Annotated in this window: 21 protein-coding genes; 12 read left to right on the top strand and 9 right to left on the bottom strand. The window is 39.0% G+C overall.

Annotated elements, in window-relative coordinates; translation table 11 throughout:
• Positions 1 to 41: 41 nt before the first annotated feature.
• The 3 genes from BBI11_RS14710 to BBI11_RS14700 are packed head-to-tail and all read left to right on the top strand — an operon-like array spanning position 42 to position 2,907.
• Positions 42 to 773 carry a (Fe-S)-binding protein gene (locus tag BBI11_RS14710; RefSeq protein WP_068465833.1) on the top strand — a complete coding sequence of 244 codons (732 nt, stop codon included), beginning with the start codon at positions 42 to 44 and terminating at the stop codon, positions 771 to 773.
• 1 nt (position 774) lies between these two features.
• Positions 775 to 2,205: a LutB/LldF family L-lactate oxidation iron-sulfur protein gene (locus BBI11_RS14705; RefSeq protein ID WP_068465116.1), complete on the top strand. Its 1,431-nt coding sequence runs from the start codon at positions 775 to 777 to the stop codon at positions 2,203 to 2,205.
• Positions 2,206 to 2,907, top strand: a complete 702-nt coding sequence (locus tag BBI11_RS14700) for a LutC/YkgG family protein (RefSeq protein WP_068465113.1) — start codon at positions 2,206 to 2,208, stop codon at positions 2,905 to 2,907. It abuts the gene before it with no gap.
• Positions 2,908 to 3,448: 541 nt separating this feature from the next.
• On the opposite strand, the gene BBI11_RS14695 is transcribed toward BBI11_RS14700, so the two are convergent.
• The 4 genes from BBI11_RS14695 to BBI11_RS14680 all read right to left on the bottom strand — a co-directional run bounded on the left by BBI11_RS14695 (position 3,449) and on the right by BBI11_RS14680 (position 5,849).
• Positions 3,449 to 3,859 (bottom strand): hypothetical protein, encoded by a 411-nt coding sequence (locus tag BBI11_RS14695; RefSeq protein ID WP_208597159.1) that lies wholly within the window; start codon positions 3,857 to 3,859, stop codon positions 3,449 to 3,451.
• 305 nt (positions 3,860 to 4,164) lie between these two features.
• Entirely contained in the window at positions 4,165 to 4,395 is a 231-nt protein-coding gene (locus BBI11_RS14690) for a hypothetical protein (protein ID WP_068465107.1), read from the bottom strand.
• 63 nt (positions 4,396 to 4,458) lie between these two features.
• On the bottom strand, positions 4,459 to 4,836 hold the full coding sequence (locus tag BBI11_RS14685) for a hypothetical protein (protein ID WP_068465103.1): 378 nt from the start codon (positions 4,834 to 4,836) through the stop codon (positions 4,459 to 4,461).
• Positions 4,837 to 5,066: 230 nt separating this feature from the next.
• Positions 5,067 to 5,849, bottom strand: a complete 783-nt coding sequence (locus tag BBI11_RS14680; protein ID WP_068465100.1) for an alpha/beta hydrolase — start codon at positions 5,847 to 5,849, stop codon at positions 5,067 to 5,069.
• A gap of 393 nt (positions 5,850 to 6,242) precedes the next feature.
• Between BBI11_RS14680 and drmE the strand changes: the two genes are divergently transcribed.
• Genes drmE through BBI11_RS14660 form a run of 4 tightly spaced genes read left to right on the top strand, consistent with a single transcriptional unit; the run spans position 6,243 to position 14,281 of the window.
• Positions 6,243 to 8,537 (top strand): DISARM system-associated protein DrmE, encoded by a 2,295-nt coding sequence (gene drmE / locus BBI11_RS14675; protein ID WP_068465097.1) that lies wholly within the window; start codon positions 6,243 to 6,245, stop codon positions 8,535 to 8,537.
• Positions 8,534 to 11,860, top strand: coding sequence for a DISARM system helicase DrmA (gene drmA, locus BBI11_RS14670; RefSeq protein ID WP_068465094.1), 3,327 nt, complete (start codon positions 8,534 to 8,536; stop codon positions 11,858 to 11,860). The genes drmE and drmA overlap by 4 nt, the downstream gene beginning before the upstream one ends.
• A complete protein-coding gene (gene drmB, locus BBI11_RS14665; RefSeq protein WP_068465091.1) occupies positions 11,857 to 13,614 on the top strand; it encodes a DUF1998 domain-containing protein in 1,758 nt (585 codons plus the stop codon). The genes drmA and drmB overlap by 4 nt, the downstream gene beginning before the upstream one ends.
• Before the next feature lies 1 nt (position 13,615).
• Positions 13,616 to 14,281 carry a phospholipase D-like domain-containing protein gene (locus BBI11_RS14660; protein WP_068465089.1) on the top strand — a complete coding sequence of 222 codons (666 nt, stop codon included), beginning with the start codon at positions 13,616 to 13,618 and terminating at the stop codon, positions 14,279 to 14,281.
• A gap of 66 nt (positions 14,282 to 14,347) precedes the next feature.
• Here BBI11_RS14660 and BBI11_RS14655 read toward each other — a convergent pair whose 3' ends face one another.
• Positions 14,348 to 15,592, bottom strand: a complete 1,245-nt coding sequence (locus tag BBI11_RS14655) for a DNA cytosine methyltransferase (RefSeq protein ID WP_068465086.1) — start codon at positions 15,590 to 15,592, stop codon at positions 14,348 to 14,350.
• 164 nt (positions 15,593 to 15,756) lie between these two features.
• The gene (locus BBI11_RS14650) at positions 15,757 to 17,451 is read right to left on the bottom strand and encodes a DUF262 domain-containing protein (RefSeq protein WP_068465084.1); all 1,695 of its coding nucleotides are present in this window, start codon (positions 17,449 to 17,451) and stop codon (positions 15,757 to 15,759) included.
• 451 nt (positions 17,452 to 17,902) lie between these two features.
• Between BBI11_RS14650 and BBI11_RS14640 the strand changes: the two genes are divergently transcribed.
• Positions 17,903 to 18,229 (top strand): nucleoside triphosphate pyrophosphohydrolase, encoded by a 327-nt coding sequence (locus tag BBI11_RS14640; RefSeq protein WP_068465079.1) that lies wholly within the window; start codon positions 17,903 to 17,905, stop codon positions 18,227 to 18,229.
• Positions 18,222 to 20,642 (top strand): DEAD/DEAH box helicase family protein, encoded by a 2,421-nt coding sequence (locus BBI11_RS14635; protein ID WP_068465076.1) that lies wholly within the window; start codon positions 18,222 to 18,224, stop codon positions 20,640 to 20,642. The genes BBI11_RS14640 and BBI11_RS14635 overlap by 8 nt, the downstream gene beginning before the upstream one ends.
• Positions 20,643 to 20,704: 62 nt before the next feature.
• Here BBI11_RS14635 and BBI11_RS14630 read toward each other — a convergent pair whose 3' ends face one another.
• On the bottom strand, positions 20,705 to 21,289 hold the full coding sequence (locus tag BBI11_RS14630) for a hypothetical protein (protein ID WP_068465073.1): 585 nt from the start codon (positions 21,287 to 21,289) through the stop codon (positions 20,705 to 20,707).
• Between the two features lie 185 nt (positions 21,290 to 21,474).
• On the opposite strand from BBI11_RS14630, the gene BBI11_RS14625 reads away from it, so the two are divergent.
• Both BBI11_RS14625 and BBI11_RS14620 read left to right on the top strand, forming a co-directional pair.
• On the top strand, positions 21,475 to 21,711 hold the full coding sequence (locus tag BBI11_RS14625) for a glutaredoxin family protein (RefSeq protein WP_068465070.1): 237 nt from the start codon (positions 21,475 to 21,477) through the stop codon (positions 21,709 to 21,711).
• Between the two features lie 111 nt (positions 21,712 to 21,822).
• Positions 21,823 to 22,257, top strand: coding sequence for a DUF4357 domain-containing protein (locus BBI11_RS14620; RefSeq protein ID WP_068465067.1), 435 nt, complete (start codon positions 21,823 to 21,825; stop codon positions 22,255 to 22,257).
• Between the two features lie 157 nt (positions 22,258 to 22,414).
• Here BBI11_RS14620 and BBI11_RS14615 read toward each other — a convergent pair whose 3' ends face one another.
• Entirely contained in the window at positions 22,415 to 23,413 is a 999-nt protein-coding gene (locus tag BBI11_RS14615; protein ID WP_237150289.1) for a DNA/RNA non-specific endonuclease, read from the bottom strand.
• Positions 23,414 to 23,654: 241 nt separating this feature from the next.
• Here BBI11_RS14615 and BBI11_RS14610 point away from each other — a divergent pair, with 241 nt between their 5' ends.
• Positions 23,655 to 24,371: a ferredoxin reductase domain-containing protein gene (locus BBI11_RS14610; RefSeq protein ID WP_068465065.1), complete on the top strand. Its 717-nt coding sequence runs from the start codon at positions 23,655 to 23,657 to the stop codon at positions 24,369 to 24,371.
• 67 nt (positions 24,372 to 24,438) lie between these two features.
• Here BBI11_RS14610 and BBI11_RS14605 read toward each other — a convergent pair whose 3' ends face one another.
• Entirely contained in the window at positions 24,439 to 25,014 is a 576-nt protein-coding gene (locus BBI11_RS14605; RefSeq protein ID WP_068465063.1) for a plastocyanin/azurin family copper-binding protein, read from the bottom strand.
• Positions 25,015 to 25,083: the final 69 nt, after the last annotated feature.

Genomic DNA, 25,083 nt, shown 5'->3' with positions numbered 1-25,083 from the left:
TCAGGCAGATGGAAAATACATGATGAGAAGAGTGGATGTACATGAAAGTATCCTTATTTATCACTTGCCTTTCAGAAATGTTTTATCAAAACGTGGCAAAAGATGTCGTGGAAGTGTTGGAACGTTTAGGATGTGAGGTCGATTTCCCGAAAGGACAAATCTGTTGTGGCCAGCCGGCTTTTAACAGCGGCTACAAAAAAGACGCCCAAAAAGCGGCCAAGCAAATGATAGCGAGTTTCGAAAAGGCGGAATACATCGTGACCCCTTCAGGTTCCTGTGCTGCAATGTTCAAAGAATACCCCGAACTGTTCCATGATGACGAGAACTGGAGAGAACGCGCAAAATCCGTAGCGGATAAAACGTACGAATTCTCTCAATTTATCGTTCATGTCTTAAAAGTCGAAGATGTAGGAGCCATTTATCCGGGGAGGGCCACTTTCCATACGTCCTGCCATATGACGCGCTTGCTTGGCGAAAAAGAAGCACCGTCTCTACTATTGAAGAACGTCAAAGGCCTTGAGATGCTGCCATTGAAAAACAATTATGATTGCTGTGGTTTTGGCGGAACGTTTGCTGTGAAAATGGCACCGATTTCCGAGCGGATGGTAGATGAGAAAGTGCGTCATGTAGAAGAATCGACAGCTGATCTCCTGATCGCCGCAGATAATGGCTGCTTGATGAACATTAAAGGCCGGATCAACCGGAAAGGTAAGCCAATCGAAGTAAAACACATAGCCCAAATACTGAATTCACGAGTTGAAGGGGTGACGTAAGATGCCAATGAAAATCGGAGAAAAGGCTTTTTTTGATCGGGTAGACGATGCGCTTGAAGACGATTTTATGCGAAATGCCATGGCGTCTGCTCAAGACCGGCTACGTGGCAAAAAACTTGCCGCTACTGAAGGTGACGAAGAAATCGGCGATTGGGAAGAATGGCGGAGTGCGGGAGAAGAAATCCGCAAACATACGCTTGAGAATCTGGACTATTATTTAAATCAATTGAGTGAAACCTTTTCAAAACAAGGCGGGCACGTTTATTTCGCGGAAACAGCAGACGATGCGACCCGCTACATTCAGGAAGTGGCCAAAAAAAAGAACGCTAAAAAAGTGACGAAAGCGAAATCGATGGTGACAGAAGAAATAGGCCTAAACGAAGCCTTAGAAGAAGTCGGGTGCCAAGTGTACGAGACCGATTTGGCCGAATATATTTTACAAATTGATGACCATGATCGTCCGTCGCATATTGTAGTGCCTTCTCTGCATAAAAACAAAGAACAGATCCGCGACACCTTCAGGGATAAAGCCAATTATACCGGCACTGAAGAACCACGGGAATTGACGGCTTTCGCCCGTAGCCAACTGCGGGAAGTATTTATGGAAGCGGATATCGGTGTAACCGGCTGTAATTTTGCCGTAGCCGACTCGGGATCTATTTCGCTTGTAACCAATGAAGGCAATGCCAATATGGTAACCACTTTCCCGGATACGCAAATCACGGTTATGGGGATGGAAAGGTTAGTTCCGTCTTGGGAAGAACTAGACGTCATGACGAATCTCCTTAGCAGAAGTGCTGTCGGACAAAAGATTACAACATACGTAACGAATTTGACCCCTAAAGTAGATGAAGATAGCGTCGATGCGCCGAAAGAGTTTCATCTGGTCATTTTGGATGCAGGGCGATCGAATGCATTGGGCACCGAATTTCAATCTGCCCTGCATTGTATCCGCTGTGCGGCATGCGTCAATGTCTGCCCCGTCTATCGCCACATTGGTGGACATGCATACGGATCTATTTATCAAGGGCCGATTGGGGCTGTGTTGTCGCCGATTTTAGGCGGGTATGAAGAATACGGGGAGCTTCCTTTTGCCTCAAGCTTGTGTGCTGCCTGTACGGAAGCTTGCCCGGTTAAAATCCCGCTTCACGAACACTTGATCACGCATCGGCAGAACTATGTAGAGAAAAAAGGAAAGAAAAGCGAAAAAATGGCCATGAAAGCGTTCGGCATTGGCGCGAGTACCCCATCACTTTTCCAGCTTGCCACTAAAGGAATGCCAGCAGCCATGAGCCCATTCGTCAAAGACGACAGCATTTCCGCTGGCCCAGGACCGATGAAATTATGGACATCCGTGCGGGAGTTTCCGGCACCGGGAAAAAGCAACTTCAGAAAGTGGTTTGAGAATCATAAGAAAGGCGATGATCTGTAAATGACTCCAGGCACCGTCCAGAACAAAGACGCTTTTTTGAATAAGATTGCCGGAAAACTTGGCCGTGATCGAAAAGCGCAAGTATCCTTGCCAGCATGGCAACATCAACCTCAATGGAAAGTATATGAGAACAAGACCGTTGAAGGCTTGGCCCAGGCCTTCAAGGAAAACAGCGAGGCAAAGTCAGTAAGAGTAGTTGAAACGGATAAAGCGAATCTGGCAGCAAGTATTCAAAAAGTCATTCATCAATTTGGCGGAGGGCCCATCGTTGCAACGAACGATGCCCGGTTTACCGAATTCAATCTTGCAGCCATACTGAATGCAGACGACACACATGTATGGAATGCGGCGATAGGCCAAGAAAATATCGAAATCGCCAAAAAAGCCAATATCGGTTTGTTTTTCAGCGAAGTCAGCCTGGCAGAATCCGGAACGGTCGTTCAGTTTAACGACAAAGACATTGCCCGTTCAGTCAGCCTGCTTCCGCTGGTATACGTCGCCATCGTCCCCAAATCTTCCATCGTCCCGCGTATGACGCAGGCGACCCATGCTATTCATCAGAAGGTACAGGCGAAAAAGGACATTCCTACCTGCATCAATTTCATTTCAGGTCCAAGCAATAGTGCCGACATTGAAATGGATATCGTGATCGGAGTACATGGACCCGTAGAAGCCGTTCACATCATCGTAACCGATCAGTAAAAACCCTTTAGTTGAATAGCGGATATAAACATATCCGCATATCAATAAGGGTTTTTTTTATGCACATCAGCTCATCCTAAGCCTCTAGATTGAATGCTGGTATATATATATTTGTGTGAGTGCGGGGACCGGATACATAATAGGAAAATGAAAGAATTTCAGTTATCACAATTTTTCTTGAGGAGCGGTTTGTTGAAATCCATAAAATTAATGTTACTAGGCATTTCATTTATGATTCTAGGGGGAATTCTTGTAGTAGATACGGCTACTAACATCGGCGGAATGGAATATATCATCGTGCTGTCAGGTCTTCTGGTTTCTATTATAGGATTTCTCAAAGACGATGTGGCGTCTTAACGCATCTTCTTTAACTTCCTGGAATTAAGAAGCAAACGCCTGACAATTGCCAGGCGGAAGAAGATAGGAAAGAACCTTACAAATCACGAAAACTCAAAAACCCCTCAGTCTTGGAACCGAGGGGTTTTTGATATGTAGTTGGGCTGATTGATTAGCGGTAATATTCCAAGGAAAACTAGAGCGGCTAGCCATTTGCTGCCTGCTCTTTCAAGCCGAATATTCTTATAATCTCGCCCAAATTATAACCAACCCAAGAGCCGATAAACGGGAAGGTAAAAGTAGACAAGCTCCGATCGTGGAAGTGGAAGTCGAAATCGAAATCCGTGTTGAAAACTAAATAAATCAAGCCGACACCCATACCACTATATAGAACAACTTCGGTTATATTGAGAAGCTTCCATTTCGTCTTGCCCCAGCGCTTTCGATCGAATGCCCGAATCCGCCTCGTCGTCTTGGTTCCGATAATCGTTCCTGTTATCAAGGTATATAAGCTAAGCACGACCATTACGAAGATGAATAGTATGACGATCCAGGTCGCGAATAAAATTTTTCCGCTCTCCAATAAATAACTAAGCAATAAGAAAATCACCAGCATGAAGAGATTGCTCCAGAGCAATTGCTTCTTCTTTAACTTTGTTATTTCTTTAAGCTTCTGTTGCGCTTCATCCATTGTATCCGCCCTTTCTATTGAAAAACCTAATATAAGTTACTTAACTTTAGTTGGACCAATTGCTTGATTGCCTATAACCATATTTTAACATAAAAAAATCAGTGTGCTTTTCCGTCCTCTACTGAAATCTGTATAAATCCACTTGAATAAGGTGAATAAAAAGAAAAACCTCCAAAAGGGGAGTTTCCGCCTTTTGAAGGTTACAGAATCTAAGCATAAGCCATATAGGGTTATCGTTCAGGCATAGTGAAGGTCACAGCAGCCCCGTCGCTTTGGTCAATCTTCGCAAAAATCTCCGTAAGAACTTCTAATGCTCGATCGTTTGATTCGTATTTGCCCATCACCTTATTCCATTGATCCAATAAGCTGTTTTCTACAAAACCTTCCACGTGCTTTCCTTTTACAGCAACACTCTTAACATTCATCAGGTCTTGTTTATTTTGCGTAAGTATCCATAGCATAACAACAGGTCATCCTTTCCATTTGAGCAATAAACTCTTGCCATATGTATCCTAGAGAACTGTTCAATCCAGCGCTTGCCCATCTTGCTCTTTGTCTTTCTTATAATCACGGCATCCCATCCACAAAACCGCTCCCCATATAATCCAAAGGAGGGGGCTCGTTATAGAGAGACCGCTCTCTGACTCACCGCCAAGGAAAGTCAATAAAAACATCACCAGCATCGGATAGATAGCCAATAACAATAAGGCATGGAGCCCAAAGCGCTTCTCCAGTTCAGGATTGTGTGTCAGTAGGCTCACCAGAACCAAAACCCCAAGCAGTGCGTATAAAGACCACACCGGGATACTTAAGGAACTGAGTGCACCCGGAAAGTAATCGTCCACCAACAGCAGCGTCATATCGACGAGTAACATGATGCCAAGCAACCAGTACGTTTTCATTCGTGACTCTCCCTTCGGCGAATAAAACCCTCTTTCTTCCAGTATAACAGAGGTGGGATTGGAATATTACGGAAGTTGGGTGCTTTGCACGTGGTAAATATGGGTCTCTCAATCGACTATGAGTAAAGTAATTAAGTAACTTTTCTAAGCGCAACTATTGCATATTTTTCAATTAGATAAAGGATAGAACTATTTTGTATGTATAAGCAGTTTCCCCAAGTAACTGAGTGCTAGTTCCCTGAAAAATCTTTTGATGTTAAAAACCTAAATACACTAGGCACTCTTTCTTTAAAATACGAATAATTGTGTTCCGCCTCATCAACGATTTCGAATTGTGTATTAGATATCTTGTCCTTTAGTAGTTCATAGACCATTTGATTGGAAGCTAGAAACTTCTGGCTCACTTCCGTATCAGCTCCCGCTTCCTTGGACCCGCAATCCATATAAACACTTTCAACTAGCGACAAATCCGTCTGCTCGATCAGCTTCATGATTTCTTCTTGATTGCGGTAAAAGGCGGAAGAGAGGACGGCTATGTGTTTAAAAATGTGGGGATAGCGGCACATGGCGTAAATAGAGACAAGGCCGCCTAAAGAAATACCGGCCATCGCGGTCTGGTCTCGGATTGTGCGGTATTTGCTGTCTATCAGCGGCTTTAGTTCGCTGACGATAAAATCCACGTAGTGCATGCCCTTTCCGCCTTCTGTATTCTCCTTGCCTAATATGCTTTTGCTGTATTCACCGCTTACCCAAGGACAATACTCATCAATTCTTGCCTGTGGATTTTGATCGACTGCAACCACGATAAGGTCCAGTTCATATGCATCCAAATAATTTTCAAGACCTAACGATTTCCCGCCGATAGCCTCCAAATCTTGAAATACATTCTGCCCATCGTGCATATACAACACGGGGTAGCTTTTCTTTTCTGTCGAATAGCTTTTTGGCAGATATACCCGGATTGATCTTTCTTGCTTGATTGAAGAAATGTATGCCTGAAATGCTTCTAACAAAGCCGTACCTCCTTTATATCTGCTTAGACTGACTGGCTGTATGGATATCTATTAGTAGATATTGTACGCCATTTCAACTAGCTGTCGATTAACTTTACAGCTTATAGCGAATAAAAAGTCGAGTTTAGATATTAGAAGTATTTCATAATAATGGACCAGACCGGTTCAAACAAGGTAAAAAGCTTAAATGAAACAATAAGGATTTTGAAAAATAAAGAATAGGGGATATTTTACATATGTTACAATAGGGTTAAAGAAATTTAAAAATTATGGCAAATAAACTATTGCAATTTATTGAGTTTGAAACAGAAAATGACTCATCATAAATAAAATTCATAAGAAAGTACTAATACTATAATTCTTATGTTTTATAAATTGAGAAGGGGAAATAAAATGAAATCTTTATATGAGGTTATAGCGGAATTTGATGATATTCCAGAAAAACTCGTATTTAAAAAAAATTTTATAAATGAGAAAAATGATTCAATATTTGTTAATACGGATAATATCTTTCGTAATTCACTAATCGTACAAAATGTAATTGATTTCGAGAAAAAATATTATAACGAGAAAAATCCTATGAAACGTACGAGTATATTAATAGTTACAAAAAATAGTGAGCTGATAGACTTCATTTTAGAGTTAGAAACATTAACAGAAGATGTCTACGAATACAGTAAATTAAAAGGACGTCAACTTAGAGAAAATGATATTTTTTGTGACATGAATGATGCTACTTTTGCTTTTGTTTATTGGAGAGATGTTTTAGCAAATTATTATAATAGTAATACTCCTGCTATTATTCCGACGCACTATATTTTTCCAATTGCTAAAGGGCGTAAAAACTTTAAGGAATATTCTAGAGGAAATAGAAATAAACTAGGTAGAAAAGATAATAAACAAAAACCAGTTTTTCTTATAAGTGATATTCTCTCGACAGCGTATGATGAAGAACTGGCATTTGACCATGTATTTATAGATGCTGAAACTATTAAAAGACCTATAGAAGTTCATAAAATTTCAGCCAAGTATACGGTCTTTTTTGAAAGTTATTTTGATTACCGAGTTCCGTTCGTAGCAAAAAAAATTGATGGGTTTTATCCCTTGAAAAAAATGGACATGATCCTTCCTTCTATCAAGTTGGTAGAAAGTTCTTTCGATCATGAAGTAAATGAAATTATTGAAAAACTAGATAAATTAAGGTCTATTAATTTTGATAGTCATACGTTAAGAGTGATTTGGAAACTTTTAAAACATATTTTGAGAGCTCCTGTAGAAAGCGTACTATACGATTTAGTAGCTGAATTTGAATATAACGAAGAAAAAACTGATGATATTCTAAAGGAATTAAAAGATAGTGATTCGAGATATGAGCATAAAGATTTTGAAGATATTATAAAGAATTTTGAAGACATATATAATAAATATGACTTTGATAGGGAATCCCCTAAATTCGCCGAAATTGAGGTTTGGATTGAGAACGCTTTAAAACGAGAAAGTAGAATATTAGTTCTAGTGGATGGGAAAATTGAAACTATGTCTTTACGGGAGAAACTAGCCAAAAAATTTAAGATAGATATATCAGCCCTAGAAAGTGTGAGTTTTAAGGTTTTGAATTACCAAAATTTAACTCTTATTGATGATTATTATGATGAAGTTTTAGTAACTTCTTTAATAGATATGAAAGATCTCATTATTTTAGAAAAAGAGCTAGGCAGTAAAATTGATTTCATTTTATATAAGACAGAACTCAGGGAAATTAAAAAAGCATTGGGTAATTTAGTTGAAATTAGGAACAGTATCTTCGATTTGGGATTAGGTAATGAAGGAGAGACGATTTATAAGAAGCTTTATAAAAAGTTTCGTACGGCTGATTCTAAAAGAGACAAGATATCAAATCTGAGTATTGATACCTTATCAAAAAGCATCATCGAAATTCCTGAAAATTATAGTTTTAGACTGACTAAACAATATATAGGAAGCAATGGTATTAGCGCTAGACTAATTACTTTTGAAGATGGACATAATACTTTCTTGAAAATAACTGATGAAATTAATTTTAGAAGAGAAGATGGAAAAAAAATCCTTACAAAAACTTTAAATGATTTAAAAGAAAAGGATGAAGTAATTTTAATTAATGGAGATGTAAGAGAAGACTTATATGCCATATTTATAAAAAACGTGAACTCTAGAAATGAAAGCAAAAAACATTTCGAAGTAGTCAAAAAATGGCGAGAGTTATATGAAGATAAATTTGTACATCTGAAGATGAAAGATGAAGAATTGTTCAATTTAATGAGGTTGAATGGATGGAATAAAACTAGTAAAGAAATATTAAAAAATTGGCGCAGAGGAATCAGTTACGGACCGAGAGATCAAAAAGATATTTTGATTTTAGGCGAGGTACTTGAAATCCCAGAGTTCATTAAAGATATAGATTTCTATTATAGTTCTATGAACCATATCAGAACAGAAGCCAGAAATGCAGCACGTTTATTGAATAAGATTATTTATTTTAGTAATCAAAACTTAAACTCAGAAGACAATGCTTTTTTGAGAAAATATCAGCTTACTTTTGAAGAAGTGCAGTCAGCTGTTCATATTAAAAGAGTAAAGCATATTTCATCTGAAGAATATATAGTTAAGCCTAAAGAAACAGGGAAAATATTTAAGGGGGATATAAGATGAGTCGAGAAATATATTCAGAGGTCAGAAATATTATATTAGAAGAACTGAAAAAGGATTTGGTAGGTCCTGAATATTCGAGTATTGATGTATTGACAGAACCTCCTACACAAGCATACATAACTGGAATACTCTATCCATTAGAAGCTGAAGTTGAAGAAGAAGAGGTTTTAGAAGACATACATTCTGCTGAATATGATATCCAAAATGATGCAGATGAAGTCGAAAATGAAGATAATGTAAATATACTTAAAATCACACAACAAAAACAATCTTCATGTGGAATACGATTTTTTTTAAATGAAGATGTCAAAGAAATTAATATTGCTATTCGGTGGGGAGAATACAACAAACTGACCAAAGTAGATCAAGTAAATGGTAAGAAAAAAGACTCTTGGGAAAGAGTAATGATTTTGCATGAATTTAAGTTGGATTTAGATTCACCTAATAAAAAGACTGAGTTAAAAGGTATTAAAGAAGAATATTTAAAAAATATTTATTTTGTCTTTAATAAGAGAAGAATAAAAAATACGTCTAATTTTATTATTTCTTTGTTTTTAGTGAATGAAAATATTGATAAATCAAACCAAAAATCAATATTTCAAACCAGTATCGAAGTAACTGGAGTGGGAAATTCTCATCCTTTTATTTGTGAAAATAAGGCGAGGTTAAATCAGGATGATTTTCAAGAGTTCCTATATAGAAATAAACCAATATTTGCAAAAGGATATGGCTGTGCAGTAGAGTGGGAAAATTTTGATACTGAATATGCTTCAAAACTTAAAACGGCATTTATTCCTTCCCATGAAATTGAAAGTATGAGTACAGAATTACCAGTTGACCGTATAAAAGGAATATTTCAAGAAAACGGATTCTCTATAAGGGGGATGTCTAGAGAAAAGGACGCTGAGGCTCTTTTGAAAAATCTAAAAGATTTGTCGCAGCGGTACGAAAACTGGATTAAAGAATTGCCTATTAATGATGTCGAAGATAAGAAATCTGCTCAGAGTGCTATAGAAAAATGTTATTTGTCATTAAACCGAATTAAGTCTGGGATAAAAATTATTGAAAAAAATCCTAAAGCATATCAAGCTTTTAAATTTATGAATGAAGTAATGCATACTCAGATTAGTATGAAAAATTATTCAAAAAATAATAAAATTACAACTTTAGAAGCTGAATTAGAAAAAGAAAACTTCAATTGGAGACCATTTCAATTAGCTTTTATTTTGTCGAATATTGAAGGAATAGTCGATAAAAATTCTGCAGATCACGAGTTGGTGGATTTACTTTGGTTTCCTACAGGTGGCGGAAAAACCGAAGCTTATTTAGGTATAATAGCTTTTCTAATGGCGTACAGAAGACTATTAAATAACAACAATGATTTTTATGAAAGAGATGGTGGAGTTACGGTTATATTGCGATATACTTTGCGACTTCTTACAACTCAGCAAAGAGACCGTCTAATGAGATTAATTTCGGCAGCAGAGTATATTAGAAAAACGACTCAAAATCAATTGGGTAGTAGAGAATTTTCAATTGGATTTTGGGTCGGTGGTCAAGTTACTATAAATAAGTTTGAGAAGTTAAAGGCATCAGGATATATGACACCTGGAAAAATCGAGAATGAATATAAAAAAATTAAAAAGCAAGTTATTGAATGTCCATGTTGTGGAACTAAAGATCCTTCTTATGAATTTTTACCTGACGAAAAATATACAACAAATAAAACGGGAGTTCGCATAACCTGCCGAAATGAAGCATGCTTCTACTTTAATAACCACATGCCGATATATTTGGTAGATGAAGAAATATATCGGAAAACCCCTACCATCATTATCTCTACGGTAGACAAGTTTGCAAGAATAGCTTGGGAAGAGCAAACGGGTTCGATATTCGGGAAAGTAGACCGTTATTGTGAACGGTGTGGTTTTATTTCTGCTGGAGAAATTCATGCGAAAGCACATCGGAATCCAGTTGCAACAGTAAAAAAAGTTAGACCTTTTTATCCGCCAGAATTAATTATTCAAGATGAACTTCATTTAATAACAGGTCCATTAGGGACCATTTATGGATTATATGAAACTGCGATTGAAGAACTTTCAAGTGCATACGATAATGGTCGGAAAATTAAACCCAAGTATATTGCTGCAACTGCAACAATAAAAAGCGCGGAAGAACAGGTAGCTAAAATATTTGGAAGAGAGAATGTAAGCCAGTTTCCACCCCCAGGATTAAGTATCGAGGATTCATTTTATGGAAGAGAAGTTGGTATTGAACAATTTCCCTTTAGGCTTTATACCGGTATTTGTGTGAGTGGTCATTCTATGAAAACTGTTTTACTAAGAGTATATGCAGTGTTGCTTCAAGTTACTGAAACATTAAGTAGTTCTAAAGAGTTTGATAAGTATAAAGAATATGTTGATCCTTATCGAACTCTAATTGGATACTTTAATAGTGTTCGAGAGTTGGGTGGTACCGTAAGATTACTTGATGATGACATTAAAAAAAGAATTCAGCTTTTAAAGAATAGAAATGGCTATGAAAAAGCTAGATATTTGGACAGAACAGAAGAACTAACATCGAGGATACCTTCTCATCGTATCCCGAAAGTGTTGGAATTACTTGAAAATACAATAGGAAACAAAGAGATTGATGTTGCATTGGCAACTAATATGATTTCGGTGGGAATGGATGTGGATCGATTAGGAATGATGGTAGTTACAGGACAACCGAAGCAGACATCTGAGTATATTCAGGCCACTAGTCGTGTAGGCAGAAGCAAGCCAGGATTAGTCGTAACTATATACAATCCTTACAGAGCAAGAGATTTATCACATTATGAAAATTTTAAGGGCTATCACAGTAGACTTTATAATTATGTTGAAGGTACGACAGCAACCCCATTTGCTGCAAGAGCACGGGATAGAGCACTTCATGCACTAGCAATAAGTATTATAAGATTAACCAATACAGAGACGGCAAAGAATGAAAGTGCAGCATCTGTCAATAAAGTTAATACTCAAAACTTATATGAGACAGTTGAGAGCAGAGTCACTAAATCGGATAAAAAAAATAAGAAAGACACGATTAGTGACTTGAGAAAATTTGTAGACAAGTGGAGACAGTTAAGTAGCGATCATCAAAATTTGCAGTATTATAAGTACCCGACAAACAATAGGCTGCCTAATGGGCAATATAGATTAATGTCGAGATTCAATGACATAACACCGAAAAATAATAACGAATTCGATACTTTAGATTCTATGAGACAAATTGAAAAAGTGTCAAAAATTTATATTCAAGAGGGTTGGGAAAAAAAATGAAACAAGAGGTAGGAGAAGTACGACCTGGTCAACTTATTACTACTTACGGCCCTGGAGCTGTAATGGATGCAGTGGATGACTCTCTCATGATTCTAGATATTAGTTTTTGGAAGGGAAATCTAGAAACTATACACGATAAAAGATTAGCAGGGTTTTTAAGAAAGGATTATTTTAAGAAAATACCATCAAATGGATATAAAGATCTTCCTGCTATTCCGTTCCCTTATTCTCACGTTTGTTCAGACTTGAAGTGCAGGGAAATATTTGATATCAGAGAAGGGTTTTCGATGGAACGATATTTAAAGAATGGCCCTATTTGTCCTAGTTGCAGTAAAAAGTCATATCCAGCACGGTTTATTATTTCATGCACCGAGGGAAATCATTTAGAAGATTTTCCTTGGCATTGGTGGGCTCATAAAAGAACTGGAAATCATGATTGCCGCGAGGGAAAATTGAAACTTACAAGCTCAGGACAAAATTCAGGACTTTCCTCTATGACCGTGAGCTGTACAGGATGTAAAGCATATAACGATATGGGAAGAGCTACTCAAAGAAGCTCATTTGAAGGCTTGAATTGTACTGGAAATCATCCTCAGCTACTGAAAAAAGAAAATTGTTCAAGTAAACAATTAATACCGCTCCAGCGGGGGGCATCTAATGTTTATTTCTCTGTACTTAGGAGTGCTATATCTATACCAGAAATGGAAAATGTTAAACAGAACATAATTTCGGAGAACATCGAAGATATTGATAAAATCGAAGACTATTTTGAAGAGGAAGGAATACGTAGAATTTTTGATAAAAAATTCAATGCGCTAGAAGTTTTTGAAAACTATAATGATTTTACAAAAGAATTGAAGAAGTATAGAAAGGGCAAAACGGATCTTTTGGAAGATACACAACACTATGAGCAAATAAAAGAAATAGAATATGAAGCTTTTGTAGGTATCAAAGGTCATGAGGACAAAGGTAATAATTTTAAAGCCGAGGTCCAAGAGGTGCCTAAAGATCTGCAGAAGTACTTTTCAAAAATAATTAAAGCTGAAAGGCTTAAAGAAGTTTTAGTATTACTTGGTTTTACTCGAATTGATAGTCCAGAGCCTGAAGTCAATGATGTGAAAAACATAGTAAAATTAGGGGGGAGCAATTCAAATTGGTTGCCAGCTGTAGAAATATTTGGAGAAGGAATATTTTTAGAATTGAATCGGGAAACAATTAAGCAGTGGTTATCAGAAAACAAAGAGGTCTTAAAAAGTTCGGAGAAATATAAGTCTCTTTATGAGAAGTACCTGAAAAATAAAGAATGGACTCAGCAATCTGAAAAGGATGTAGTGTATGTATTACTTCACACTTTATCGCATTTACTTATAAAACAATTAAGCCAAGAATCTGGCTATTCTTCAACAGCTATTAAGGAGCGGATTTATTATGGTGAGAAGATGACGGGAATTCTAATTTATACTGGTAACACCGATCAGGAAGGATCCTTGGGTGGATTAGTTGAGATGGGAGAAATATCACGTTTTCGTAAAATCTTGGTCAATGCTCTTGATGAAGCAAAATTCTGCTCTAATGATCCATCTTGTTCTAGTCAAGAACCATCTGAGAAGAGTTATTTAAATGGGGCTTCGTGCTTCGCATGTGCCATGCTTCCTGAAACAGCTTGTGAAAATGGAAATATCCTTTTAAGCCGTTCTTTTGTAACAGAAACTATGGAGAGCGAAGCTGTTCCTTTTTTCAAAGGGTTAATGTGATATGAGTTTTAAAAATCCCCGTTTGTATGTCATAGCTGAGGAGCTAAATTTACAATTTGAGAATAGAAATTCTAAGATGCAGACTGAGTCACTGCAAGAATTGAAAAAAATGTTTCCAAATGTTGAAGATGAGGATATACAACGTTTTTTCGCACTATTGGAAATTCAGCACGAATTGCATGCTTTGCAAAATGTTCAAATGGAAGTAGTCGTTACTGCTCCATCTGAAATATTAAATCAGCGGAGAACAATTGGGGTTTTGAGAGAATCTATTGAAAATGCTAAAGAGACAATTTTAATTACAGGTTATTCAGTCTCAGAATTTGCCAATGAAATTATAGTGTTGCTAATGAATAAAGCTAGAGAGGGGGTAAGAATAAAATTTTTTATAGATAAGAACGTTAACACTGATATATTTGCTAAAGCAACTCTAAATTCCAATTTTGAACTCTATAAATATCGAAATAGTAAAATTAATTCAAGTATGCATGCAAAGCTTATAGTTATCGATGATGATAATGCTTTTATCTCCTCTTCAAACTTATCCTATAATGGAATCATTAATAATCTTGAGATGGGAATATTTGCAAAGGGGAAACCTCTTAGAGAATTTAAAGACATTTTCGAGGAACTTATATCAAAAGAATACTTTGTGAGAATTAAATAAAACCAAGCTGCGGAATAAAGCAGCTTGGTTTTACTTTTTGCATAAAGTTGCAAATAACTGATTAGGTCAAATAATTTCCTTCAAAGTATTTTTTAAATGACTCGCTATATGATATGCCATTAAGGGCGGTACAGCATTACCAATTTGACGAAAAGCCGCAGTTCTGGAATCTTCAAAATAAAAGTCATCAGGAAAAGACTGGATCCTAGCAGCTTCTCTTACGGAAATTGATCGGTTTTGATCTAAGTCGGGATGGATATAGTAGTGACCGTCTTTTGAAATATGAGCAACTATGGTATGTGAAATTCCTTTAGATGGCACTAATTTATATCTGTCTAGAAATATTGCACGGTTATTATGTGTTTGATTTTCTAGAGGTAGCTCATTATATTTTATAAGTTTGTTATGTTTATTCCAATTTTCAACTACTAACTTATAAATTTCAAGGTCATTTCTGTTGTGTACCCTTGCTATATGTTGAGATAATATTTTCCAATCTTTAGTCCTAATAAATGAATTTGCTATTTTAGCATTCATTCTATAACTTTTTTCACCATCTATTGATTGTCCGCTTTTCAAATAAGGCAGGTCATTAAAAAGTGCAGAGATGCTAATTAGGCTAGCAGGAGAAAGTAAATCGAAGCTTGGGTAAGAAAACTCATACTCCTTTCGCCATCCAATTAAAATAACTCTTTGGCGGTTTTGGGAAACCCCGAAGTCTTTAGCATTTAATATACGGTAATCAATTTTATATCCTGCGTTTGATAAATCCTCTTGTAAAGACCTGAAAATATCACCCTTCTGTGCGGTTATGATTCCTTTAACATTTTCAAAAATAAAGAATTTCGGATTGTATTTGACAATAAATTTAATGTATTGCTTATATAAAAAATTGCGCGGGTCACCTTTCATACGATTTGGATCTCTAGAGATTCCAGCGGATGAAAATGCTTGGCAGGGAGGGCCTCCTACTACCAAATCTACTTCTTGGTCCTGTTGTCGAGACAAATGTTCATCAATTTTATAAGTTATATTATTGAAGTTTTTATCATTTATTTCTGCTTCAATAACTTTATTAAGTATATAGTCAGGAACTTCACTATAAAGTTGGTCTCGAGAAATCTTCTTCATTAAATATTCTTCATAAACGTTGAGTTTTTCGATCTCTTTTAGATAATAGTATGCCTCTCTAGTTCTTAAAGTATTACACGCACTTTTATCGACTTCAATATGCGAAATTATATTGTATCCTGCTTTTCGAAAACCTTCAGATAGGCCTCCAGCACCTGCAAATAAATCAATCACGTTCATGCCATATTCCAACTCCTCAAAACAAGTATACCAAGCTTTTTAAAAAAATTCATAGCAAGTATGAAGGGAAGTCAAGTAAGGAAAATGACTATCCATTATTTAAAAACTATAACTCTGTTTGACTATTAATATTGTCAAGGAGAATATTGTACAAAAAAAGGATATTATTTTGGCCATACACTAATAAAATTTTTGTAAAGATCGATGGTTCTTTGATCAATTTGCGGCTTCTTCCATTCTGAGTAATGAGTTATTAGCTTATTTTGGGGAATAACACTTTCGTTATAAGCAGTTTTCTTTTTTTCGAAATCGCTATTTTTAATTGAGGAGTTTAATTTTCCATATAAAACAGTTAGGTTCCCAATTTTTCTTGTAGTATTGAATCTTGACTCTTCGTCTTGAAAGTTCACTAACCATTGACTATCTTCATTCGGATTTTTAGGTAAAATGTGCTCTAAATTCACTTCTAAAGAACTCTCGTTAATCTTTATCTCAGGATTTTCAAAGTTGTAAATTTCTTTTAGGATGAACCTAATTATCGACTCTTCTCTGGTGGTTTTTATAATTTTATTGTTGAAATGTTCATAAATAGTAGAGTCATTTTCAATAATATTGCTGATTTGTTTTTTTATTTGTTCAACTTGAGTATATTTTCCTTCGTAAATCTCTTTAGCTAGAGACGGGTAGAACTGCTCAAGTGTATTAGCGTTAAAATCAGAAATGAAAATATTTCTAATTTGTAAACTTATGATTTTTGTCAGAATTATATTGATATCATTAGATGGAAAATCTTTTAACCCCATTGCTATAATTACAGGTTTATACTGGTTAGCGCTTAGTAATGTAAGGGTTTTAATAGCTTTTGCATATTGCAAATTTTCCTTTTCAGTACCATCGAGTTTTTGAGAAGGTTTTTCGATTTTTAAGAAAATGTCTGATGCTTTTGCTAGTTCATCCAAAAAAACTGTAGCAGATTCTATATTAGTCAATTTCTTTTTATCAGCTATGCGAGTATATAAGTTGTTTGAGGGAGTTTTCCCTTTAATAGTATTTACATATGCACTTAAAAATTTCCCTTTACTAATTCTGTCTGTATTAAATTCAATTGTTGACCAGACGGGTTTAACAGTTCCTTCACCAAGAGTCCTGACAAGCCGGTTTTTCAACACATAAAAATCTTCTAATTGTAACCCCGTACTATTTAAAGTTTCAAACATTTCTTCTGCAATATTTTCAAAAGATGTCTCTATAATTATTACCAAAACTCTTTTTATTATTGACTCAGCAAAATCAGATAATTGATCTTTAGTGGGAGAAGAACCGAAATTTTGATGGATTAATTCAATTATATAATTATAGTTATTATATATAGCATTATCATAATCGGATAAAATATAATCTTTTGGGAGTTGTTCGCCCTTGAATATAAATTTATGGAGCATGTTATTTGCTTCATCATTTTCAAAGATAATTTTGTAGTTAATATCACTAGTTTTTTTCCAGTGAGATGTGTATAAAAATAATCGAGTCAAAGCATCAGCTGAATCTTTAGCATCACTGTCAAGCTTTTTGAGCTCATTAACTATAGCAGTAAGAATCAGTAAGGAGGTAATAGTTCTTTGTTGACCATCGTAAATATATTTAGTATTACTTTCGTCTTCATCGATTCTAATAGTAATGAAGTTCAACACATGAGTTGACTCCGGATCCAAGTAAACTGAATAAAAATCCTTAAAGAGTCTAGACACTTGTCCCTTTTCCCATTCATAAGGTCGTTGACTATACGGAATATTCAATGTGCCATAAGATAAAGACAATAGATACTCTAAGTTTTTTGTATCTGCTTCTAATAATTTCATAAAAAACACCTCTTCAAATAAATTTACTTTAGTACATAATAATACCATTTTTTGAGAACTATTTTGGGTGTCATGTATTAATTAATTGATTATAATCACTACCAGTAAAAAATAGAGGTGCATCCTTGAATGAAGACTAGTCATTTTATAAATTAGTAACCTTTAAGTGAACAGCTTTCACTACTTTAAAGGGGGAACTATAATTGTTGAATGTAATACTGGGGCTAACCGATGATATCCTAAGTACCCTTACTAATATACGTAATAGTAGTAAGGGAGATATTATTATTTTGAACTATGATATACACGACATAGAAGAGTTTGAGGGAGTAATTTGTCTGCCTCCGCGACTAGTAGAAGGATATATATATGCGTATGATAGAGTGGTTTATCACAAATCAATATATATATATCCTACTTGTTAATAAGAAATTCAAAAGGAGATAAGTATATGACAATATATAAAAAGCTAGTAAGAGATAAAATCCCACAAGTAATCGAAAACAGCGGTCTTCAATTCGAAACCCGTATTTTATCAGAAGAAGAATACAACACAGAAGTAACGAAGAAACTCACAGAGGAGCTTCGTGAATATGAGAAAACTGATAATCAGAAAGATGCAATAGAAGAGCTCGCAGACATTCTCGAGCTGATTCATGCAGCTGCGGAACTCAATGGATCTTCGTTTGAAGAAGTTGAAGAAGTTCGTGTCAAAAAAGCAGAAAAACGCGGCGGCTTTAAAGAGCGTATCTTTTTAATCGAGGTTGAGGATGAGTAAACTGCAACTAGTCACTTCTCAGCTCGTGAATCACTTGAGCCGACTTTCTCAAAATGCTGTAGAGATTAATTGGATCATGGCATTTGCGATGAAGTCGGGTGTGAGAATCGTAACACCATTTTTGAAAGAAGCTGCGGACCGAGGTGTGCCCATCAAGCTATTGATTGGTGATTATCTTTTCGTAACGCAACCGGAAGCACTTGAGATTCTGCTAGATGAATTACCTTCTGCTGAAATTCGTTTATGGAAAAGCGGAGGTGCTTCGTTTCATCCGAAATCTTACTTATTCCGCGGAAAAGAAACTTCGCATCTGATTGTTGGCTCGTCCAACCTGTCCCGCTCCGCATTGACCGAAGGGGTGGAATGGAATTTGATGGCGCCGACTTCAGTGGATGAAACGGTATTTGATGAAGCGGATGAGCAGTTTTTAGCGCATTTCTACGCCGATCAGACGATTCCTTTGAACAAAGAAACGCTCCAGGAATATAAAATGCTTCATGAAAAAGCGAATCTCAAACGGCCCATCAGCCCTGTGTGGTCGGAAGCAGAAGAAACCGGGCTTATGCTGGGGGGAGCGCAGTCCCAAGAAATTATTGAAACAGCAGCCCCGTACATAACCGAATTAAAGCCTCGGCCTGCCCAGCAGGAAGCGCTTGATGCACTCGATACTGTGATAAAGGAAGAATACACTCGCGCGATGGCTGTGCTTGCGACAGGGCTTGGGAAAACTTATCTCGCGGCGTTTTTTGCGAAGAAATTCAAACGAGTGTTGTTTGTTGCCCATCGCCAGGAGATCCTCCAGCAGGCAAAAGAATCATTCCAAAAAGTTCATCCACATAAAAAATCTGCGTTCTACCATGCAACTGAAAAAGATACCTCCGCGGATTTTCTGTTCGCTTCCATCTATACACTGGGAAGCGAGTATCACTTGGATCAATTCGAGCGGGATGCGTTCGATTTAATTGTCGTGGATGAATTCCACCATGCAGCTTCTCCGACTTATAGAAGGTTGATGGAGCATTTTGATCCGCAGTTTTTACTCGGGATCACAGCAACACCGGATCGGATGGACAACCAGGATGTCTATGCCTTATGCGATGGCAACGTGGCCATTTCGATTCATTTCCTCGATGCCATCGAACGCAATTGGCTCGCGCCGTTTCGTTATTTTGGCGTATACGACAACACCGATTACTCGAAGATTCGCTGGCTCGGGAACCGCTATGATGAAGAGGAACTGCTTCAGGCGCAACTGAGGGAAGACTATGCTGAAGCGGTATTTGAGGCGTGGCAAAAGCACAAACAAACGCGTACGATTGTCTTTTGTTCGACGGTTCGACAGACGCAGTTTATGGATCAATTTTTCCTGGAGCGCGGCATTCGTTCGATGAGCTTATCGGGCGGTACGCCTGCAGAAGAAAGGAAAGCAGCGAGAGCTAAGTTGGATTCAGGAGACTTGGAAATTATCTTCACGGTTGATTTGTTCAATGAAGGCGTCGATATTCCAAAAGTGGATACTTTGCTATTCATCCGTCCTACCGAGTCGCTCACAGTCTACACCCAGCAAATCGGCCGGGGACTGCGCATTGCGGACGAAAAAGATCATTGCGTCATTATCGACTTTATCGGCAACTACCGTAACGCGGATTTAAAGCTTTCCGTATTTGATACAGCGCCACAGTCCAAAGGAAAAGCTCAAGGTGTCGAACCGTTAGTTCCTGCGAATTGCGATTTCATTTTAGAATTGGCAGTCGTCAATTTATTGGAAGAGCTACGGAAAAAACGAGCGCCTAGAAAAGAAGCAATGGTTCTTGCTTACCGTGAATTAAAGCGTGAGCTCGGCAGACGACCGACATATTTGGAATTTCATCTCCAAGGAACGGCGGACTCGAAAACAATCAAGCAAGAATTTGGCAGCTGGTTCGGCCTGCTCGCTTATGCGGCGGAGCTGAATGCAAACGAGATTGAAGTATGGATAAAGCATCAGAATTGGTTTTTGGAAGTTGAGAAGACCGGCATGAATAAAAGCTATAAGATGGTTATATTGAGTTACATGCTTTCGAGGGGCATGGAGAGTTGGCTGAAGCCAATCACGCCAGTGGAAGCCGCACCGTATTTCCACGAATTCCTGACGGCGAAACAATACCGTTTGAATGAAGACTTCAATGATGTGCAGGGCAGAAAGCTCAGGAATTACGATGAAAAGAAAATTGCAGATCTGATTGAACGGATGCCGATGACGAAATGGAGCAGTAGTGCGAAAGGCGGTTTAGTGACATTCGATGATAAGTTGTTTTCATTGAATTTATCGCCAACTATAGAGCATCAACGAATTCTATATGACTGGACAAAGGAAATTGCGGAATATCGACTGCATGCTTATTTTGAGCGTAAGGCAGCGAAAAGAAATTAAGAGGACCACAGGGGAGCGTCGTACTACTCTCTCTGTGGTCCTTTTGGTATTAACTAAAGTTATTATGAAAATTCGAGGAAGAAATCCCGGGTAATGTCTTCCGAGCTCATATTGGTTTGCTTAGAAAGATATACACGTATTTTGTCGGAATCATTCTCAGCCAAGAGCTTCTTAAAAGTGGCCGTGTTTTGTTCATAGCCTTGAAAATAAGTGCTTTCACTTTCAGGGTTATGATAGAGCTTTAAATATTCCTCGTAATCCTTTGCGTTCAGCTTGCCTTCGATTTGAGATAATACCTGTTCCCATTTCTTGCTTTTCTTGTTGGGGAGAGCGACTTTCTTTTTATCTACGCTGACTTGTTCGAGTATTTTCTTAAGATCAAGTTTATAACCAATCAGCTCGCTTCTTTGGCTGGTACTCAAACTCGGAAGAATCTCGTCATTGTAAAACTGGTAATGCTGCTCCAGATAAGGAGTTGTTCTTGAGGTGACTTTCTCGTTCTTGCGCTCATTTTGCTGTTTAGCAAATTGGTCAATTTTATCAACAGCCGGTTTTATGAGATGGGCGTTTTTCGTAAGTTGGTCAACGACTTTCGGTCCGTGCTTTATTGCTAAACCGGCAACTAGTTTTACTGGAATCTTAGCCATGGCAGAAAATCCTCTCCTTTGTTTATACCTACATTATAGTAAAAATGTGCCTGAAGGAAGAGCTATCTGAATTACGGCTGGGCATATACTCATTACGCTTAAATCCGTGAGCAATCTATTTGAAAAATAATACCCCGGAAGGTATATTTAGTTTATAAATAACTTATCAAACAGGAGGAACCCACATGCAAAACCAAGTAACTGTTTACTCAACCAATACATGCCCATACTGCACTATGCTCAAAAATTATTTGGATCAAAACGGGGTTGCTTACACCGAGGTCAACGTCCAGGAAGATCAGGCAGCGGCGAACCGCCTTGTTCAAACCACTGGCCAAATGGGCGTCCCACAGGCGAATGTCAACGGCGAGTGGGTGCTCGGCTTCGATCCGCAGCGTGTTCAGTCGTTACTGAAGCAATAAAGTATTCACAGTAAATTTTTTAAAAAAACTTTCAACATCCTGTCTCCTTTTCCGCAGTGTCCATCTATCTAAGAGATGAAAGGCAATTTTCTTAGAATAGGGGGAAGGCTGATGGAAAAGGAGTTTTTTGTTGCGGCGATTGAGCATCCGGAGTTTGGGGAAGTGTACCGCTTTTTTGAGGTGGATCCGGCGACCGGGGAAGAGCAGGCGATTGATCCGTTCGATAGCGGGATGGTGAAGCTTTATCATGAGACACCGCCGGAATTGTTCTATATCACGTCAAAGCGCGGGGCGGATGCGAGCGGGTTTTACCAAGGGGAGCAGTTTGTCGTGCAACGCGGCTCGAAGTTTGCAGGCACGACCACGGCGAAATGCCCGAAGCGTTATTTGAAGCTGCGGGAAGAGTTATTGCTGTCGGGGAAACTGATGCCGCTTGGCCACCAGTATTTGGTGATGGAAGATGTCGAATTCGCGTCGCCTTTGATTGCGATGGGTGTCGCGATTGGGGGTTGGGCGAAGGGAGCGCATGATTGGAAGAGGATTTAAATGCGGCGAAACGTAGACTCAGTTCCAACTGACAATTTAAGAAGAAACGGCAAAAGCATCGCTCATAGCGGTGTTTTTTATATTGTAAAACAAAAAACACTGACAAAATCTCAGTGTTTTCAGATGATGCGTTTCAGTTAAATCTTTCTTCAAAAACTTATTCCCCAACCATCCCGTCGCCATCTCGATCGTCCATATGCGGATAGAGCCAATGGTCGCTCGTGATCGGCATGGTGAAGCCGGCGTCTTTGGCTTCTTGGATCGTCACTTGGCCGTTGCCGTTAGTGTCGACGCTTGAGACGTCACCGCTTGCGGCTGGGCTGCTCGTTTCCGGCGCGCTTGCTTCTGCTTCTGCGGGCTCACTGTCGGTCAAGCCGAGGGCGGCGTTGACTTCATCGGGGTTGACGTTATCGAATGTGTCGACCACTTCGTTGCCTCTAACGGTGTAGCTGTATTGGTAGCTGGACGGAATTTGCGTTTCGGTATCGGGATAGCTGATGATGGCTTCGAAATCGGTGGCGCCGCCCGCATCACGAATGACGTCTTCCATATACGCCTGGTCGCCGTGGCGGTTGAGCGTGCTTTCTTGCGGGGTGATATTATAGGCGTTCGATACCCCGCCGAGTGAATCTGCGATGACGTGCCCTTCGTCCAGAATATCGCTTTCGACGCCTGGCACTTTGGCTTCGTCGGAATAATAACGGCCGGTTGACAAGACCGGTTCGCTCGCGTCATCTTGCAAGATGATTTCGTCCGCGATGACGCGCTCTAATTGGCCGTGTTCGTTCGTGAACGCCCAGTATTCACGGTCGCCAAAGCCGATGGATACGACGGTATTCGCTTCGCGATAGCCGGACAGGTCGCCGCCGTCGACTTCAACGAGTTCGTATCCGGTGAAGCGGTCGTCTGCCGGTTGCGCTTCTGTTTCTTCTTCTGGCGCTGCGGTTTCAGTATCAGCTGGCTGTTCGCTGGAAGTTTCCTCTTCGCTTTCTTCGGGTGCTTCGGTTTCTTCTGTCGCATCGTCCGCGACTGCGGTTTCAGTGGTGGTTTCTTGTTGTACTTCTGCCTCAGTGGTGGCAGTTTCTGCTGCGTCTGTGCAGCCAGCCATCAAGACGGCCAGCAACAAGACGATCCAATAGTTCATCTGTTTTTTCAATTCAAGACACTCCTCTTGTCGGTCGTGGTGCAATTTAGGTCATTGGCGGCATCGGTTCTGTTGATCGGATAGAGCTGTTGGAAGAAATATGTTCCTTTATTCATTATTATACCAATAATTTACAACGATTATAAGAGGATTCCCAGTTCCGCTGTCAGAAAAAATAAATCACTGTTTATTTGAGAATGATTATCAATTGGGGTATGATAACTGTACTAAAGAATTCTTAGGAGGAATAGCGATGCAAATATATTGGACGAAAATCAATCACATCATCGAGGAAAGCCCGGAAGTAAAAACGTATCTGCTTGATTTGCCGGAAGGCTTTACGTGGCAGGAAGGCTCGCATACTCATTTCGCATTTGAAGGGTTTGATGTGGGGGAGAAACCAAACCGCGGCTTGATCCGCCATATGTCGATCTGCACCTTGCCGCACGAAAAGTCGATCGGCATTACGACGCGCATTAAAGATCAATGTTCGGAGTTCAAGTCGATTTTGCGCGACATGAAACCGGGCGACGAAGTGGCGATCTTCAAGACGCATTCCAATGTGCCGCTGAAGCGTGAGGACAAGAATGTCTACCTATTGTCATCAGGGGTTGGCCTCGCGACATTCCGCCCGCTTGTGCTGGAGTATTTGAGCAATGCCGAAGGGGTTCAGTCGGTTCACTCCTTGAACGTGGATTCGTCCAAGCAGTATTTGTTCCAAGATGTTTTCGAAACAAACCCTGAGCATAAGTTCACGGCGCAATTCGTCGATAGCCGCGCAACGTATTACGAAGCGGTCAAAGGCTTTGCGAGTGATGCGGACGGTTTATTTTATATCGTTGGCAGTGATGAGTTTTTGAAAGAGAACATTGAATTGCTTCGCGGACAAGGGGTGGCGCGCGAACAGATCCTGCTCGATAAGCGTGAGCAGTCGATCGCGGAATTTTTGCCGGACGCGCAAAGCGTATAAGCGACTGAAAAAAGCCTAAGCTCCTGTTTTGAAGGGAGCTTAGGCTTTTTTGGATTGACGCTATGGTTTATTCGAATGCGACGTTGTGCTGGACTTGGTCTTGGTTGGTCCATTCGATGGTCGTTCCCGGTGCGACGGTGATTGTGTCTTCACCAAATTCATAATCGGCGATGTCGACAGAGACGGTATCCATCATTTCTGCGCCTTCTTCAACGATAACGGTCATCTGCATGACTGGATGCGGTTCGCAATAGACTGCGTATTCGCCGGTTTCATTGAAGACAAAGCTAGTCATTTCGCCGTTTGACAATAAGTCGGACGCTTCGCCGCTCATCGCTTCAGGCGCGCTTGCTTGCTCTTCGCTTTCTGTGTCTTCAGCTGGTTCTTCCTCAGCTTCTTCCTCCGCAGGCTCTTCTTCAGTAGATTCGTCTCCTGCAGCATCTTCCTCATTTTCCATCTCTTCGTCCATTGGCTCTTCTTCTGTGTCTTCCATTGGTTCTTCTTCAGGCATTTCTTCCATCTCTGCGCTTTCTTCTTCCGCTGGCGCTTGCATGTCTTCTTCGTTCGCTGAGTCGTCTTGTCCACAAGCGGCGAGTGACAACATGCCGGCAGCGAGCATTAAGGTGAATTTTTTGTTGATCATGTTTTTTTCCTCCTTTTTGTAAGTGCTTCTTGCTTAGTAAACGCAGCGACAGGCAAAATAGATCAACTT

It is taken from the genome of Planococcus maritimus (assembly GCF_001687625.2).
Lineage (GTDB): Bacteria > Bacillota > Bacilli > Bacillales_A > Planococcaceae > Planococcus > Planococcus maritimus.
The sequence above is the reverse complement of the archived record's forward strand: the minus strand, read 5'-3'. Positions and strand labels throughout refer to the sequence as shown.

Coding starts and splice junctions, on each gene's coding strand:
- BBI11_RS14655 (WP_068465086.1), bottom strand. CDS start 15,592: ATGAACGTGATTGATTTATTTGCAGGTGCTGGAGGCCTATCTGAAGGT.
- drmB (WP_068465091.1), top strand. CDS start 11,857: ATGAAACAAGAGGTAGGAGAAGTACGACCTGGTCAACTTATTACTACT.
- BBI11_RS14630 (WP_068465073.1), bottom strand. CDS start 21,289: ATGGCTAAGATTCCAGTAAAACTAGTTGCCGGTTTAGCAATAAAGCAC.
- BBI11_RS14660 (WP_068465089.1), top strand. CDS start 13,616: ATGAGTTTTAAAAATCCCCGTTTGTATGTCATAGCTGAGGAGCTAAAT.
- BBI11_RS14710 (WP_068465833.1), top strand. CDS start 42: ATGAAAGTATCCTTATTTATCACTTGCCTTTCAGAAATGTTTTATCAA.
- drmE (WP_068465097.1), top strand. CDS start 6,243: ATGAAATCTTTATATGAGGTTATAGCGGAATTTGATGATATTCCAGAA.
- BBI11_RS14605 (WP_068465063.1), bottom strand. CDS start 25,014: ATGATCAACAAAAAATTCACCTTAATGCTCGCTGCCGGCATGTTGTCA.
- BBI11_RS14650 (WP_068465084.1), bottom strand. CDS start 17,451: ATGAAATTATTAGAAGCAGATACAAAAAACTTAGAGTATCTATTGTCT.
- BBI11_RS14700 (WP_068465113.1), top strand. CDS start 2,206: ATGACTCCAGGCACCGTCCAGAACAAAGACGCTTTTTTGAATAAGATT.
- BBI11_RS14610 (WP_068465065.1), top strand. CDS start 23,655: ATGCAAATATATTGGACGAAAATCAATCACATCATCGAGGAAAGCCCG.
- drmA (WP_068465094.1), top strand. CDS start 8,534: ATGAGTCGAGAAATATATTCAGAGGTCAGAAATATTATATTAGAAGAA.
- BBI11_RS14625 (WP_068465070.1), top strand. CDS start 21,475: ATGCAAAACCAAGTAACTGTTTACTCAACCAATACATGCCCATACTGC.
- BBI11_RS14690 (WP_068465107.1), bottom strand. CDS start 4,395: ATGCTATGGATACTTACGCAAAATAAACAAGACCTGATGAATGTTAAG.
- BBI11_RS14620 (WP_068465067.1), top strand. CDS start 21,823: ATGGAAAAGGAGTTTTTTGTTGCGGCGATTGAGCATCCGGAGTTTGGG.
- BBI11_RS14705 (WP_068465116.1), top strand. CDS start 775: ATGCCAATGAAAATCGGAGAAAAGGCTTTTTTTGATCGGGTAGACGAT.
- BBI11_RS14640 (WP_068465079.1), top strand. CDS start 17,903: ATGACAATATATAAAAAGCTAGTAAGAGATAAAATCCCACAAGTAATC.
- BBI11_RS14695 (WP_208597159.1), bottom strand. CDS start 3,859: ATGCTGGTGATTTTCTTATTGCTTAGTTATTTATTGGAGAGCGGAAAA.
- BBI11_RS14635 (WP_068465076.1), top strand. CDS start 18,222: ATGAGTAAACTGCAACTAGTCACTTCTCAGCTCGTGAATCACTTGAGC.
- BBI11_RS14685 (WP_068465103.1), bottom strand. CDS start 4,836: ATGAAAACGTACTGGTTGCTTGGCATCATGTTACTCGTCGATATGACG.